Source organism: Roseomonas genomospecies 6, assembly GCF_008365375.1.
In the GTDB taxonomy this organism is placed as follows: Bacteria; Pseudomonadota; Alphaproteobacteria; order Azospirillales; family Azospirillaceae; genus Azospirillum.
On record NZ_QOKW01000002.1, the window covers coordinates 423631 to 435898 of the forward strand.

Annotated in this window: 23 protein-coding genes and 1 pseudogene; all 24 read right to left on the reverse strand. The window is 64.8% G+C overall.

Annotated features, from left to right (window positions below):
* Nucleotides 1–66: 66 nt before the first annotated feature.
* Nucleotides 67–714 carry an adenylate kinase gene (locus DS843_RS04455; protein WP_149467680.1) on the reverse strand — a complete coding sequence of 216 codons (648 nt, stop codon included), beginning with the start codon at nt 712–714 and terminating at the stop codon, nt 67–69.
* Entirely contained in the window at nt 714–2054 is a 1341-nt protein-coding gene (secY, locus tag DS843_RS04460) for a preprotein translocase subunit SecY (RefSeq protein ID WP_149467681.1), read from the reverse strand. The genes DS843_RS04455 and secY overlap by 1 nt, the downstream gene beginning before the upstream one ends.
* Nucleotides 2055–2172: 118 nt before the next feature.
* Nucleotides 2173–2658 carry a 50S ribosomal protein L15 gene (gene rplO / locus DS843_RS04465; protein WP_149467682.1) on the reverse strand — a complete coding sequence of 162 codons (486 nt, stop codon included), beginning with the start codon at nt 2656–2658 and terminating at the stop codon, nt 2173–2175.
* A 4-nt stretch (nt 2659–2662) separates the two neighbouring features.
* On the reverse strand, nt 2663–2854 hold the full coding sequence (gene rpmD, locus DS843_RS04470) for a 50S ribosomal protein L30 (protein WP_014241022.1): 192 nt from the start codon (nt 2852–2854) through the stop codon (nt 2663–2665).
* Nucleotides 2855–2856: 2 nt separating this feature from the next.
* On the reverse strand, nt 2857–3438 hold the full coding sequence (rpsE, locus tag DS843_RS04475) for a 30S ribosomal protein S5 (protein WP_035675037.1): 582 nt from the start codon (nt 3436–3438) through the stop codon (nt 2857–2859).
* A 12-nt stretch (nt 3439–3450) separates the two neighbouring features.
* Nucleotides 3451–3813 (reverse strand): 50S ribosomal protein L18, encoded by a 363-nt coding sequence (rplR, locus tag DS843_RS04480; RefSeq protein WP_149467683.1) that lies wholly within the window; start codon nt 3811–3813, stop codon nt 3451–3453.
* Between the two features lie 8 nt (nt 3814–3821).
* On the reverse strand, nt 3822–4355 hold the full coding sequence (gene rplF / locus DS843_RS04485; protein WP_149467684.1) for a 50S ribosomal protein L6: 534 nt from the start codon (nt 4353–4355) through the stop codon (nt 3822–3824).
* A gap of 13 nt (nt 4356–4368) precedes the next feature.
* Nucleotides 4369–4767, reverse strand: coding sequence for a 30S ribosomal protein S8 (rpsH, locus tag DS843_RS04490; protein WP_035675041.1), 399 nt, complete (start codon nt 4765–4767; stop codon nt 4369–4371).
* Nucleotides 4768–4780: 13 nt separating this feature from the next.
* Nucleotides 4781–5086, reverse strand: coding sequence for a 30S ribosomal protein S14 (gene rpsN, locus DS843_RS04495; protein ID WP_149467685.1), 306 nt, complete (start codon nt 5084–5086; stop codon nt 4781–4783).
* A gap of 19 nt (nt 5087–5105) precedes the next feature.
* A complete protein-coding gene (gene rplE / locus DS843_RS04500; RefSeq protein WP_149467686.1) occupies nt 5106–5648 on the reverse strand; it encodes a 50S ribosomal protein L5 in 543 nt (180 codons plus the stop codon).
* 11 nt (nt 5649–5659) lie between these two features.
* Nucleotides 5660–5977, reverse strand: a complete 318-nt coding sequence (rplX, locus tag DS843_RS04505; protein ID WP_162600040.1) for a 50S ribosomal protein L24 — start codon at nt 5975–5977, stop codon at nt 5660–5662.
* Nucleotides 5977–6345 (reverse strand): 50S ribosomal protein L14, encoded by a 369-nt coding sequence (rplN, locus tag DS843_RS04510; RefSeq protein WP_012973215.1) that lies wholly within the window; start codon nt 6343–6345, stop codon nt 5977–5979. The genes rplX and rplN overlap by 1 nt, the downstream gene beginning before the upstream one ends.
* Nucleotides 6346–6362: 17 nt before the next feature.
* Nucleotides 6363–6617: a 30S ribosomal protein S17 gene (gene rpsQ / locus DS843_RS04515; RefSeq protein ID WP_014241029.1), complete on the reverse strand. Its 255-nt coding sequence runs from the start codon at nt 6615–6617 to the stop codon at nt 6363–6365.
* 12 nt (nt 6618–6629) lie between these two features.
* Entirely contained in the window at nt 6630–6836 is a 207-nt protein-coding gene (gene rpmC / locus DS843_RS04520; RefSeq protein WP_014241030.1) for a 50S ribosomal protein L29, read from the reverse strand.
* Nucleotides 6833–7264, reverse strand: a complete 432-nt coding sequence (gene rplP / locus DS843_RS04525; RefSeq protein WP_149467687.1) for a 50S ribosomal protein L16 — start codon at nt 7262–7264, stop codon at nt 6833–6835. Before rplP ends, rpmC begins: the two co-directional genes overlap by 4 nt.
* Nucleotides 7265–7405: 141 nt before the next feature.
* Nucleotides 7406–8056 (reverse strand): annotated as a pseudogene (gene rpsC, locus DS843_RS04530) (30S ribosomal protein S3); the annotation flags it as partial.
* A 1-nt stretch (nt 8057) separates the two neighbouring features.
* Complete coding sequence (gene rplV, locus DS843_RS04535) at nt 8058–8453, reverse strand: 50S ribosomal protein L22 (protein WP_149467688.1); 396 nt, start codon at nt 8451–8453, stop codon at nt 8058–8060.
* A 3-nt stretch (nt 8454–8456) separates the two neighbouring features.
* Complete coding sequence (rpsS, locus tag DS843_RS04540) at nt 8457–8735, reverse strand: 30S ribosomal protein S19 (RefSeq protein ID WP_014241034.1); 279 nt, start codon at nt 8733–8735, stop codon at nt 8457–8459.
* Between the two features lie 12 nt (nt 8736–8747).
* The gene (gene rplB, locus DS843_RS04545) at nt 8748–9575 is read right to left on the reverse strand and encodes a 50S ribosomal protein L2 (RefSeq protein WP_149467689.1); all 828 of its coding nucleotides are present in this window, start codon (nt 9573–9575) and stop codon (nt 8748–8750) included.
* Between the two features lie 16 nt (nt 9576–9591).
* Nucleotides 9592–9885, reverse strand: coding sequence for a 50S ribosomal protein L23 (locus DS843_RS04550; RefSeq protein ID WP_475849043.1), 294 nt, complete (start codon nt 9883–9885; stop codon nt 9592–9594).
* A gap of 20 nt (nt 9886–9905) precedes the next feature.
* Nucleotides 9906–10526: a 50S ribosomal protein L4 gene (rplD, locus tag DS843_RS04555; protein WP_149467690.1), complete on the reverse strand. Its 621-nt coding sequence runs from the start codon at nt 10524–10526 to the stop codon at nt 9906–9908.
* 5 nt (nt 10527–10531) lie between these two features.
* On the reverse strand, nt 10532–11242 hold the full coding sequence (rplC, locus tag DS843_RS04560) for a 50S ribosomal protein L3 (protein WP_035675049.1): 711 nt from the start codon (nt 11240–11242) through the stop codon (nt 10532–10534).
* 60 nt (nt 11243–11302) lie between these two features.
* Nucleotides 11303–11611, reverse strand: coding sequence for a 30S ribosomal protein S10 (gene rpsJ, locus DS843_RS04565; protein WP_014241039.1), 309 nt, complete (start codon nt 11609–11611; stop codon nt 11303–11305).
* 457 nt (nt 11612–12068) lie between these two features.
* On the reverse strand, nt 12069–12268 hold a 200-nt coding region (locus DS843_RS04570; protein ID WP_475849042.1), incomplete at its 5' end, for an EF-Tu C-terminal domain-related protein.

The window sequence follows — 12268 nt, forward strand, 5'->3', positions numbered from 1 at the left end:
GAAAAAGCCGCCGGGTTCCATCGAACCCGGCGGCTTTTTCTTTTCAGCCGATGGCGGTGACCGCGGTCACGCGGTCAGAATGCCCTCGATCTGCTTGGTCACGTCGTCGATCTCAGCCATGCCGTCCACCGTCTTCAGAACGCCGCGGCTCTGATAGTAGGGAAGAATCGGCGCGGTCTGCTCGTGGTACTGGGCCAGGCGGGTCTTCACCGTGTCGGCGTTGTCGTCGGCCCGGCGCTTGAACTCCGTACCGCCGCAGGCGTCGCACACACCCTCGACCTTCGGCTTCTCGAAGCTGTCGTGATAGCCCTTGCCGCACTTGGCGCAGGTGTATCGGCCGGTGATGCGCTCCACCAGAATGTCGTCGACGACCTTCATCTCGATCACATGGTCGAGCTTCAGGCCCTTGTCGGCGAGCATGCTGTCGAGCGCCTCGGCCTGGGCGACCGTGCGCGGGAAGCCGTCGAGGATGAAGCCGTTCTTGACGTCCGGCTTCGAAATGCGCTCGGCGATCATCTGGACCATCAGTTCGTCCGGCATCAGCTTGCCGGCGGACATGATGTCCTTCGCCTGCTGCCCAAGAGGACCGCCCTCGGCAACCATCGCGCGGAGCATGTCGCCCGTGGAAAGCTGGACGAGCCCGCGTGTGTCTTCGAGACGCCGCGCCTGGGTCCCCTTCCCGGCGCCCGGCGGTCCGAGCAGAATGAGATTCATTACTTTCTCCCCCGAAGCTTCGCTTTTTTGATCAGCCCCTCATACTGGTGGGCCAGCAGATGGGAATGAATCTGCGCGACCGTGTCCATCGTCACCGTGACCACGATCAGCAGACTGGTGCCGCCAAAATAGAACGGAACCGAATGCTGGGAAATCAGGATTTCGGGGAGGAGACAAACCGCCACAAGGTAGGCGGAGCCGATCACCGTCAGCCGGGAAAGCACGTAGTCGATGTAGTCGGCGGTGTTCTTGCCCGGACGGATGCCGGGAATGAATCCACCATACTTGCGCAGGTTCTCGGCCGTCTCCGCCGGGTTGAAGACGATGGCCGTGTAGAAGAAGCAGAAGAACACGATCAGCGCCGAATACAGGATCATGTAGAGCGGCGTGCCGTGCGCCAGGTAACGCGAAACGGCCTGCAGCCACTCCGGCCCCTCGCCGCCCGCAAAGCCGACCGCGGTCAGCGGAAGCAGAAGCAGCGACGACGCGAAGATCGGCGGGATGACGCCCGCGGTGTTCAGCTTCAACGGCAGGTGCGACGCCTCGCCCCCGAACACGCGGTTGCCCATCTGCCGCTTCGGATACTGGATCAGCAGGCGGCGCTGGGCACGCTCCATGAACACGATGAAGAACACCACGCCAACCGCCATCAGCAGCATGAAGACGATGAACAGCGTGGACAGCGCACCCGTGCGGCCCAGTTCCAACGTGCTGACCAGGGCGCGGGGCAGTTCGGCGACGATGCCGGCGAAGATGATGAGGGAAATGCCGTTGCCGATGCCGCGCGCGGTGATCTGCTCGCCCAGCCACATCAGGAACAGCGTGCCGCCGACCAGCGTGATGACCGTGGCGATGCGGAAGAACAGGCCGGGATCGGCCACCGCCGCTCCGCCGGACCCGCTCATCGCCTCAAGCCCGACCGCAAGGCCATAGGCTTGGACCGTGGCCAGCAGAACCGTTCCGTAGCGGGTGTACTGGTTGAGCTTCTTCCGGCCCGACTCGCCTTCCTTCTTCAGCGCTTCCATCTGCGGGGACACCGCGGTCAGGAGCTGCACGATGATGGAGGCCGAGATGTACGGCATGATGTTGAGGGCGAAAATCGTCATGCGGCTCAGCGCACCGCCGGCCAGCATGTCGAACATGCCCAGGATGCCCCCGCCCTGCTGCCGGAAAATGTCGGCCAGGATCTGCGGGTTGACGCCCGGAAGCGGGATGTAGGTGCCCAGGCGGTAGATGATCAAGGCACCAAGGGTGAACCAGATCCGCTTCTTCAGCTCGGTCGCCTTGGAGAAGGCCCCGAAATTAATATTCGCGGCAAGCTGCTCGGCCGCTGATGCCATGGGTCGTATCCCTGTCCCAAATGTGCGAACGGGGCGGTCCTGCAGGATGCAGGCCGCCCCTCGCAACTTCGCTTCATTTAGTGCCGGAAGGCGCCCGCGCGCAAGCGCGGGCTTCCGATCACTCGGCGGCTTCGGCGGCGGACGCGGTCAGCGTGACGCTGCCACCCGCCTTCTCGACCGCTTCCACAGCCGACTTGGAGGCGCCGGCCACGGTGAAGCTGGCCTTCGTCGTCAGGGCGCCCTTGCCCAGCAGACGGACGCCGTCCTTCTTCACCTTGCCGGTCACGCCCGCCGCTTCCAGAGCCACCGCGTCGATGGTCTGGCTGGCGTCGAGCTTGCCGGCGTCGATGAACTTCTGGACCAGGCCCAGGTTCACCACCGAGTATTCCTTCGCGAAGATGTTGCGGAAACCGCGCTTCGGAAGGCGGCGGTGAAGGGGCATCTGGCCGCCTTCGAAGCCGTTGATGGCAACGCCGGTGCGCGAGGTCTGACCCTTCACGCCACGGCCGCCGGTCTTGCCCTTGCCCGAACCGATACCGCGGCCGACGCGCATGCGCTCCTTACGGGCACCGGGGTTGTCCCGGAGATCGTTCAGCTTCGTCATGAGTTCAGCCCTCGTTCTCGACGCGGACCAGGTGCGCGACCTTGGCGATCATGCCCCGCACGGCCGGAGTGTCCTCCAGTTCGCGGGTCCGGTGCAGCTTGTTGAGACCCAGACCGACCAGCGTCTCGCGCTGGTCGTGCTTACGACCGATCGGGCTGCCGGTCTGGGTGACGATGACGGTCTTCTTCTCGGCCATGATCAAGCCTCCTGCGCACCGGCGGCGCCGGTCTCACGCTTGCCGAGGATGTCGCTCACGCGGCGGCCGCGGCGGGCGGCAACGCTGCGCGGGCTGGACACCTGCGACAGGGCGTCGAAGGTCGCCTTGATCATGTTGTGCGGGTTCGAGGTGCCGATGGACTTCGTCACCACATCCTGCACACCCAGCGCCTCGAAGATCGCGCGCATCGGACCGCCGGCGATGATGCCGGTACCGGCCGGGGCGGTGCGCAGCACGACCTTGCCGGCACCGAAGTGACCGTTGGAGTCGTGGTGCAGCGTGCGGCCTTCGCGGAGCGGAACGCGGATCATGCCGCGCTTCGCCTGGTCGGTCGCCTTGCGGATCGCCTCCGGCACCTCACGGGCCTTGCCCGATCCGACGCCGACGCGGCCCTTGCCGTCACCGACCACCACCAGGGCGGCGAAGCCGAAGCGACGGCCACCCTTCACAACCTTGGCGACCCGGTTGATTCCGACGAGCTTTTCGATCAGCTCGCTCTCTTCCCGATCGCGATCGCGCGGCTGCCGATCACGGTCGCTCCGCTCGCCTCTTTCACGTGCCATTTCGGAGCCTCCTTAGAACGACAGCCCGCCCTCGCGGGCGGCGTCGGCCAGGGCCTTGACCCGGCCGTGGTAAATGTAGCCACCACGGTCGAACACGACCTCGGTGACGCCCGCCGCCTTGGCGCGCTCGGCGATGAGCGCGCCGATCTTCTTGGCGGCTTCGACGTTCCCACCGTGCTTGAGCTGCTCGCGCAGCTCCTTTTCCACGGACGAGGCCGAGGCGACCGTGCGGCCGTTCTCGTCGTCGATGATCTGGGCGTAGATGTGCAGATTGGACCGGAAAACCGAGAGGCGAGCCCGCCCGCCGGCCTTCTTGGCAATCTGCGCGCGCACGCGCTGCTTGCGGCGCTCGTGGAGTTGCTTTGGCTTGAGCATGGCGGACCTTACTTCTTCTTGCCTTCCTTGCGGAGGAGGGTTTCGGTCTCGTACTTGATGCCCTTGCCCTTGTAGGGCTCCGGCTTCTTCCAACCGCGGATCTCCGCGGCGACCTGACCGACCTTCTGCTTGTCGAAGCCCGACACCGAGATCGCCGTGGGCTTGTCACACTTGATGGTGATGCCCTCCGGGATCGGGAACTTGACGTCGTGCGAGTAGCCGAGCTGCATGACCAGCTCCTTGCCCTGCACGGCGGCACGGTAACCGACGCCGTTGATCTCGAGGTTGATGGTGAAGCCCTGGTTGACGCCCGTGACCATGTTGTTGATCAGGGTGCGCGAGGTTGCCCACATGACGCGGGCGCGCTTGCTGTCGTTCGCCGGGGTGACCACGACCTTGCCGTCTTCCAGCTTGGCCGTGATGTCGTCGATAAGGGTCAGGCTGAGCGAACCCAGCTTGCCCTTGGCCGTCACCTGCTGGCCGTTGACGGCAACGTCAACACCAGCGGGAACAGGCACGGGATGCTTGCCAATGCGCGACATCAGAGGGTCCCCCTTAGAACACGCGGCAGAGGACTTCACCGCCGACGTTGGCGGCGCGGGCCTCATTGTCCGACATCACGCCGCGCGGCGTGGAGAGGATCGCGATGCCCAGGCCGTTGAAGACGCGGGGCAGATCGGTGATCTTCGAATAGACGCGGCGGCCGGGCTTCGACACGCGGGCGATCTGCTTAATGACAGGCTCGCCTTCGTGATACTTCAGCTCGATCTTCAGGTTCTTGATGCCGGGACGCAGCTCCTCCTCGGAGTAACCGCGGATGTACCCCTCGCGCTTGAGAACCTCAAGCACGTTGCTGCGCAGCTTCGACGCCGGGCTCTGCACAACAGACATACGGGCGTGCTGACCATTGCGGATGCGGGTCAGCATATCGCCGAGCGGATCGCTCAAAGACATTCTCCGACCCTCCTTACCAGCTCGACTTCACCATCCCCGGGATCTGGCCGGTGGAGGCCAGTTCACGGAGGGTGACGCGGGACAGCTTGAACTTGCGATAGAACGCCCGCGGACGGCCGGTCATTTCGCAACGGTTGCGGATGCGCACCTTCGACGAGTTGCGCGGCAGTTCGGCCAGCTTGAGACGGGCGGCGAACTGCTCTTCCTGCGGGAGGGAGCGGTCGGTAGCGATGGCCTTCAGGCGGGCGCGCTTGTTGGCGAACTGCTTCACCATCTTGGCGCGGCGCTTGTTCTTCTCGATGGCACTGGTCTTAGCCATGGGGTCGTGCTCCAGCCAATCAGGCCACAAACGGCATGTCGAAGGCCTTCAGGAGAGCCTTGGCCTCCTTGTCGGTCTTCGCCGAGGTGACGAAAATGATGTCCATGCCGCGGATCTGATCGATCTTGTCGTAGTCGATCTCCGGGAAAACGATCTGCTCCTTGACGCCCATGGCGTAGTTGCCACGGCCGTCGAAGCTGTTGCCGGGGATGCCGCGGAAGTCGCGGACACGCGGCAGAGCGATCGTGACCAGGCGATCCAGGAACTCGTACATGCGGTCGCGGCGGAGCGTGACCTTGCACCCGATCGCCATGCCCTCACGCAGCTTGAACTGCGCGATCGACTTGCGGGACTTCGTGACGACCGGCTTCTGGCCGGTGATCGCCGCGAGCTCGCTCACCGCATTCTGGATCTTCTTCGAGTCGCCGACGGCCTCGCCGACACCCATGTTGATGACGATCTTCTCGATCCGCGGAACTTCCATGTCGTTCGCGTAGCCGAACTCGCTCTTGAGAGCGGCGCGGATCTTGGAGTCGTACACTTCCTTCAAACGTGCAGCCATTGGTCCGGTCCTCACACGTCGATGACTTCGCCGGACCGCTTGGCGACACGCACCTTGCGGCCATCCTCAAGGATCTTGAAACCGACGCGGGTCGGCTTGCCGTCCTTGGGGTCGACATGAGCAACGTTCGAGACGTTGATCGGCGCCTCGAACTCAACGATGCCGCCCTGCGAGGTGGCGCTCGGACGCTGGTGCTTCTTCACCACGTTCACGCCCTGCACGACGACACGGTTTTCCGCCGGGATGACCTTGAGGACCTCGCCGGTCTTGCCCTTGTCCTTGCCGGCAAGGATGACGACCTTGTCCTTGGTCTTGATCTTCGCGGCCATCACAGCACCTCCGGCGCCAGCGAGATGATCTTCATGAACTTCTTGCCGCGAAGCTCACGAGTGACCGGCCCGAAGATACGCGTGCCGATCGGCTCGCCCTGCTTGTTGATCAGCACGGCGGCGTTGCGGTCGAAACGGATCGCGGACCCGTCCTCCCGGCGCAGTTCCTTCGCGGTGCGGACGATGACGGCGCGATGCACGTCGCCCTTCTTGACGCGACCCTTCGGAATGGCCTCCTTGACGGAGACGACGATGACGTCGCCGACGGTGGCCACCTTCCGCTTGGACCCGCCAAGCACCTTGATGCACTGCACCCGGCGCGCCCCGCTATTGTCGGCGACTTCCAGGTTGGTTTGCATCTGGATCATGGTTTGTACCCTTCCGTTTACGCGGCGCCGCTAACGGCGGCGGACTCAAGCACGACCGTCCAGCGCTTGCGCTTGGAGATCGGGCGGCATTCGATGATCGAAACGGTATCGCCGACCTTGAACTGGTTGCCCTCGTCGTGGGCGGCGTACTTCTTCGACTGACGAATGAACTTCTTGTACACGGGGTGCATGACGCGGCGCTCGACCAGGACGATAACCGTCTTGTCGCCCTTGTCGCTGACCACCGTGCCCTGCAGAACGCGGCGAGGCATAGGTAGCCCTCCTTACTTGCCGGCTTCGGCCGAGCGCGAACGCTCACCGAGGATCGTCTTGATGCGCGCGATGTCGCGACGCACCACCCGCACCCGCGCGGTGTTCTCCAACTGGCCGGAGGCCCGCTGGAAACGCAGGTTGAACTGCTCCTTCTTGAGCTGGAGGAGCTGATCGTTCAGCTCCTCCGTGCTCTTCGCACGCACATCGACGGACTTCATGCCGCCACCTCCTCACCGCCACCGAGGCGGGTCACCAGCTTGGTCTTGATCGGCAGCTTGGCGGCCGCCAGGGCGAACGCTTGCTTTGCCACATCGGCGGGCACGCCGTCCAGCTCAAACAGGATGCGGCCGGGATGGACGCGGGCCGCCCAGTATTCGGGCGTGCCCTTACCGGAACCCATGCGGACTTCGGCGGGCTTGGTGGAGACCGGCAGATCCGGGAAAATCCGAATCCACACCCGGCCCTGACGCTTCATGGCGCGGGTGATCGCGCGGCGGGCCGCCTCGATCTGACGGGCCGTGATGCGCTCCGGCTCCAGGGCCTTGAGGCCGAAGGAACCGAAGTTCAGCTGGGTGCCGCCCTTCGCGTTGCCGTGGATGCGGCCTTTGTGGGCCTTACGGTACTTGGTACGCTTCGGAGAAAGCATCGCTCGTGCCCCTTACTAGCGGTCAGCCCGCTCGGAGCGGTCACGGTCGCCGCGACCACGGCCCCCACGCTCCTCACGGTCACCACGCTCGCGACGCTCGCGCCGCGGCTCGCCATCGGTCGACACCGGCTCGGTGCCCATGCGCTTGTCCTGGGCCATCGGGTCATGCGCCATGATCTCGCCCTTGAAGACCCACACCTTGACACCGCAGGTGCCGTAGGTGGTCTTCGCGGTCGCGGTGCCGTAGTCGATGTCCGCACGCAGGGTGTGCAGCGGAACACGGCCCTCGCGGTACCACTCCAGGCGGGCGATCTCGGCGCCGCCGAGACGACCGGAGCAGTTGATCCGGATGCCCTGGGCGCCCAGACGCATGGCCGACTGGACCGCGCGCTTCATGGCGCGGCGGAAGGCGACACGGCGCTCGAGCTGGTTGGAGATGTTCTCGGCGATGAGCTTGGCATCGATCTCCGGCTTGCGAATCTCGATGATGTTCAGGCTCACCTCGCCGCCGGCCATCTTCGACAGCTCGGTGCGCAGCTTCTCGATGTCCGCGCCCTTCTTGCCGATCACCACGCCCGGACGGGCCGAGTGGATGGTGACGCGGGCCTTCTTGGCCGGACGCTCGATGATGACGCGCGAGCAGCCGGCCTGCTGCAGGCGACCCTGCAGGTAGCCGCGCAGCTTCAGGTCCTGGTGCAGCAGGTTGGCGTAGTCGCGCTTGGCGAACCAACGGCTGTCCCAGGTCCGGTTGATGCCGAGGCGCAGCCCGATCGGATTGACTTTCTGACCCATCTTACTCGGCCCCTTCGGCAGCGGCGGCGTCGCGCTCACGCACGATGATCGTCAGGTTGGAGAACAGCTTCTCGACCCGCGCGCCGCGCCCACGGGCACGGGCGTGGAAGCGCTTCATCACCAGGGCGCGGCCGACTGTCGCCGAGGAGACGTACAGGCGGTCCACATCGAGCTGATGGTTGTTCTCGGCGTTGGCGATCGCGGCCTGGAGGACCTTCTTCACCTCACCGGCGATGCGGCGCTTGGAGAAGGTCAGTTCGGCCACGGCGCTGCTGGCATCCATGTTCCGGATGAGCTGGGCGACGAGGTTCAGCTTGCGCGGGCTGGTGCGGATCATCGGATTGGAGGCGATCGCCTCGTTCTCCGCGATACGGCTGGGGTTGGAGGGCTTGCCCATGGCTTACTTCCTCTTCGCCTTCTTGTCCGCCGCGTGCCCGTAGAAGGTGCGCGTCGGAGCGAACTCACCGAACTTGTGGCCGATCATGTTCTCGGTCACCAGAACCGGCAGGAACTTGTGGCCATTGTACACGCCGAACGTGAGACCCACGAACTGCGGCAGGATCGTCGAGCGGCGCGACCAGATCTTGATGATCTCGTTGCGGCCCGAGGCCCGCGACTTGTCCGCCTTCTTGAGCAGGTAGCCGTCGACGAACGGGCCCTTCCAAACGGAGCGTGCCATCGTCCGCCCTCCTTACTTCGAATGACGGCGGCGCAGGATCAGGCCATCCGTCTTCTTGTTGTGACGAGTCTTCTTGCCCTTGGTCGGCTTGCCCCACGGCGTGACCGGATGACGGCCACCCGAGGTGCGGCCTTCACCACCACCATGCGGGTGGTCGATCGGGTTCATGGCGACACCACGGACCGACGGACGGATGCCCAGCCAACGGCTGCGACCGGCCTTGCCCTTGTTGGTGTTCATGTTGTCCGGGTTGGACACGGCACCGAGGGTGGCCATGCACTCGCCACGGACGACGCGCAGCTCGCCCGAGGGCAGCTTGAGCTGGGCGTAACCGCCGTCGCGGCCGACCAACTGCAGGTAGGTGCCGGCCGACCGGGCCAACTGACCACCCTTGCCGGGCTTCAGCTCGACGTTGTGCAGCACCGAACCGACCGGGATGTTCTTCAGCGGCATGGCGTTGCCGGGCTTCACATCCACCTTCTCGCCGGCCACCACCGTGTCGCCCACCTTCAGGCGCTGCGGCGCCAGGATGTAGGACAGGGTGCCGTCCTCATACTTGATGAGGGCGATGAAGGCCGACCGGTTCGGATCGTACTCCAGGCGCTCAACCGTCGCCGGAACGTCGAACTTGCGGCGCTTGAAGTCCACCAGACGGTAGACGCGCTTGTGACCGCCACCCATCCGGCGCGCGGTGATGCGGCCGGTGTTGTTGCGGCCGCCAGACTTGGTCAGACCCTCAGTGAGGGACTTGACCGGCTTGCCCTTCCACAGCTCCGAGCGGTCGACGATGACCAGCTGGCGGAGCGACGGCGTAATCGGGCGATATTGCTTCAGAGCCATCGGATCACACTCCCGCTCAGATGCCCGTGGTCACGTCGATCTTGTTCCCCTCGGCGAGGGTCACGACGGCCTTCTTGAAGTCCGAGCGACGGCCGATGGTGCCGCGGAAGCGCTTGGTCTTGCCCTTGGAAACCAGGGTGTTGACCGCCGTCACCTTCACGTTGAACAGACCCTCGACAGCCGCCTTGATCTCCGGCTTGGTCGCCGACAGCGGCACGCGGAACGTCACCTGATTGTGCTCCGACGCCATCGTCGACTTCTCGGTGATCACCGGAGCCAGGATGAGGTCGTACATCCGCTCCTGGCTCACCGCAGGTTTCGACTGCTTGCTCATTTCAGGCGAGCCTCCAGCTGCTCGACCGCGTTGCGGGTCAGGACCAGCGTATCGCGGCGAAGAATGTCGTAGACGTTGGCGCCCTGCTCCGGCAGCACGTCGATCAGCGGGATGTTGCGCGAGGCCCGAGCGAAGTTCTCGTTCAGGTTGGCACCATCGATGATCAGGGCCGAAGTCAGGCCGAGCGTGGCGAGACGGGCAGCCAGTTCCTTGGTCTTGTGCGTCTCGGCCGAAGCGGCGTCGAGCACCAGGAGCTTGCCTTCCGCGGCCTTGGTGGACAGCGCGGTCTTCAGGGCCAGCTTGCGGACCTTCTTGGTCAGGTCGTGCTCGTGCGAGCGGACGACCGGGCCGAAGATGGTCGCGCCGCCACGGAACTGGGCGGACCGCATGGAGCCCTGACGGGCGCGGCCGGTGCCCTTCTGCCGGTACGGCTTCTTGCCGGTGCCGGAAATCTCGCTGACCGTCTTGGTCTTGTGCGTACCGGCGCGGCGCTTGGCCAGCTGCCAGTTGACCATGCGGGCCAGGATGTCCGTGCGGGACGGAAGGCCGAAGACGTCGTCAGCCAGCTCGATCTCGCCGACGGTCTCGTTGTTCAGGTTCTTAATGGTCGCCTTCATGGCCATCACTCCTGCGGCTCGGCGGCGGCTTCAGCGGCCGGCGCAGCCTTGATCCCGGCGGGGAACGGCAGACCTTCCGGAGCCTTCTTCTTCACCGCGTCGCGGATGCGGAGCCAAGCTCCCTCGGCGCCCGGAACGGCACCCTTGAGGAAAATCAGACCGCGGTCCTCATCGACCGACACGACCTTCAGGTTCAGAACCGTGACCTTCTCGTCGCCGAGATGACCGGCCATCTTCTTGTTCTTGAAGACCTTGCCGGGGTCCTGGCGGTTACCCGTCGAACCGTGCGAGCGGTGCGACACCGACACGCCGTGCGTCGCGCGCAGACCACCGAAGTTCCAGCGCTTCATCGGACCGGCGAAGCCCTTACCGATGGAAGTGCCGGTGACGTCGACGAACTGGCCCGGAAGGAAATGCGCAGCCGAGAGCTCGGCACCGACCTCGATCAGCGCGTCGGCATCGACGCGGAACTCGACCAGCTTGCGCTTGGGCTCGACGCGCGCCTTGGCGAAATGCCCGCGCTGCGGCTTCGTGACGTTCTTCACCTTGATGGCGCCGGCGCCGAGCTGGACGGCGGTGTAGCCATCCTTGTCCTCGGTGCGAACGGCGACGACCTGGCAGCTATCGACTTTCAGCACAGTCACCGGCACGTGCTGCCCATCGTCCGTGAAGACGCGGGTCATGCCGACTTTCTGCGCGATCAAACCGGATCGCATTGTTCTTTATCTCCTGACCAGGGACATCCTCAGAGGGAGAGGTCCCTCAACGGCAACGACTTAGAGCTTGATTTCGACGTCCACACCGGCAGCGAGGTCGAGCTTCATCAGCGCGTCCACCGTCTGCGGCGTCGGATCGACGATGTCGAGCAGACGCTTGTGGGTGCGGATTTCGAACTGCTCGCGCGACTTCTTGTCGACGTGCGGCGAGCGGTTGACCGTAAACTTCTCGATCTGCGTCGGCAGCGGGATCGGGCCCCGCACCCGAGCACCGGTCCGCTTGGCGGTGTTGACGATCTCGCTGGTCGACTGGTCGAGCACGCGATGATCGAACGCCTTCAAGCGGATGCGGATGTTCTGGCTGTCCATGTCCAAACGTCCCTTGCACCTCGTTTCGGTGGCGCCACTGCGCCACCGGTACCCCAAAACCTTCTCCGGGCACCGGCAGCGACAGGCAACCCTGCGCCGGTTCACCGAAGCGGTGGGCGGTGGTTTGTCCTGTCCGGTCTGACGGCCGATACGAAAAAGAACATCCCCCGCATCGCAATGCGGATGGATGTTCCGGGCAGCAACCAGTGCAAGGGGGAACTTGCGGTGCCGTTCGTGATCGGGCTGCGTCTAGGCCGGACGTGCCTACTACCAACCCCAATTCCAGAGGGCGTAACGTGTATGCCCAAGCCGCCCTGCTGTCAACCCACATTTTCCCCCTTGTGACAGGGGGATGACACGGATGGGGCGGTTCGGCGCGTCGCACCGTTCTTTTCGTCGGTCGGCCATGCAAAAAGGGGCCAGCCCGCAGGCCGGCCCCCTCTCGCGAAACACGGACTTACTTGATGATGGAGGCGACGACGCCGGCACCGACGGTGCGGCCACCCTCGCGGATGGCGAAGCGCAGACCCTCGTCCATGGCGATCGGAGCGATCAGCTCGACTTCCATGGAGATGTTGTCGCCCGGCATCACCATCTCGGTGCCTTCCGGCAGCTTCACCATGCCCGTCACGTCGGTCGTGCGGAAGTAGAACTGCG